At 63.7% G+C, this 2,051-nt stretch carries 1 protein-coding gene; it reads left to right on the plus strand.

Annotated features, from left to right (window positions below):
* Window positions 1-2,051: type VI secretion system Vgr family protein (locus PMI31_RS25390; protein ID WP_008022259.1), on the plus strand; the 2,051-nt coding region annotated here is incomplete at both ends.

Below are 2,051 nucleotides of genomic sequence, written 5' to 3' on the forward strand. Positions count from 1 at the left end.
TACATCAGTCGATTCAGCCTGCAGAACAGTGACGGTGGCCTGGCCCACTATTCGGCCACCTTGAGCCCCTGGCTGTGGATGCTGTCGCGCCGCTTCGACTCGCGGATCTTTCAAGAGCAAACCCTCGAAGACATCCTGCGCACAGTGTTCGCCAACTATGGCGCGTTGCCAAGGTTTGAGTTCCGTCTGGAGCAGCCGCTCAAGTCGCACAGCTACATCACGCAATACCGCGAGCACGATCTGGATTTCGTCCTGCGCCTGCTGGAGCGTGAAGGGCTGCTGTTCTACTTCGAGCATATGAAGGCCGAACACCGTCTGATCATCACCGACCACTCCCGCAACCTTGAGCCGTTAGCCCGGCAACCGCGGATCCGCTACCACAGCGCTGCGGTCACCGAGACCGCCGACTCGATTACCCAATGGAGCAGCCATCGGGTTTTGCAGTCCGGCAAGATGGCCATTCAGACGTTCGACTACCGGCAGCCGCGCAATCCGCTGCCGGTCAGCATGCCCAGCCTCAACGCCCAGGGTGAGGTCCCGGCCTACGAAATCTACGACTTTCCCGGTCATTACAGCCACGGTATGCCCGCAGATGGCGAAACGCTGGTGCGTCATCGACTCGAAGCCCTGGAGGTACAGGCCAAGACATTTCAGGGCGCCAGCAACTGTCGCGCCATGCTGCCGGGTTACACTTTCGAACTGACCCAGCACTTCGATCACGACCGTGATCCCCTTGAAGACCGCCAGTTCCTCCTGCTCAAGGTGGAGCACCGCGGCCGCAACAACTACCTGACGGATCAACCGGCGAGCTACGACAACACCTTCGTCTGCATCCGCCACAAGATTGCCTATCGCCCACCGATCATGACGCCCCGACCGACGATTTCCGGGCCGCTCACCGCCATCGTGGTGGGCCCCGAAGGCGAGGAGGTGTTTACCGACGAGATGGCGCGCGTGCAGGTGCGCTTTCATTGGCAGCGGGAGCAGGATGCTGCGCAAAGTACAACCTGGCTAAGGGTGGCCATGCCCAGCGCGGGTGTCGGTTTTGGCCATCAGTTTTTGCCGCGCATCGGTCAGGAAGTGCTGGTGACGTTCCTCGGCGGCGACATCGACCGCCCTCTGGTGACGTCGGTGCTCTACAACGCCGAGCATTTTCCGCCGCGCTTCAGTAACGCCACGGGCTTGCCGGGCAATCGAACCTTATCGGGGGTCCAGACCCGGGAACATCAGGGCAAGGGCTTCAACGAATTACTCTTCGACGATACACCCGGCGCGCTGCGCGCCCGACTGGGCACCACCCATCAGGCCACAGCACTGAATCTGGGCAAGCTCGTCACGCCGCGAACCGACGGGCAGGCCCAGGCACGCGGTCAGGGCGCCGAATTGCGCAGCGATGCCGCGATTGCCCTGCGGGCGGCCCAAGGGCTGTTGTTGACCACCTACGCTCGCCACGAGGCGCAGGGCTCACAGCTGGACCGTGAGGAACTGCTCAAGCTGTTGGCCGAGTGTGGCGAGCTGTTCCAGTCCCTCGGCCAGACCGCCGCTGCCCGCGGCAGCCCGCAGGTCGATACCCAGGGTATCGAGGCGTTGCGCCAGTCGTTGAGCCAATGGCCTGAACCGACCAGCAACAGTCCGGGTGAACCGGTGGTCGCGGTGGCGGCCGAGGCCGGAATCGCCAGCGCCACGCCGCGCTCGCAGGTGCACTACGCCGGCGAGAACCACGACACCACCGCCCAGGATCACCTGCAGTTGACCAGCGGCGCCGCCATGCGCCTGCAAGCCGGTAAAGGCATCAGCGCCTTCGCCCAGGACGAGGGCATCAGCGCCATTGCCAATCGCGGCAAGGTGCTGGTGCAAGCCCAGGACGACGACATGCTGCTCAACGCGCAAAAGAACCTGCACCTGTCGGCGGCTGAGGGCGAAGTGCTCGTCACCGCCCCCACCATCCGCCTGGTGGCTGATGACGGCAGCTACATCAGGATCGGAGGCGGCATCGAGATCGGCACCCAGGGCAAGGCCGTTGTGCATGCCAGCGAGCATGACTGGGTGGG

Origin of the sequence: Pseudomonas sp. GM55 (genome assembly GCF_000282395.1) — a bacterium.
In the GTDB taxonomy this organism is placed as follows: Bacteria; Pseudomonadota; Gammaproteobacteria; order Pseudomonadales; family Pseudomonadaceae; genus Aquipseudomonas; species Aquipseudomonas fluorescens_CC.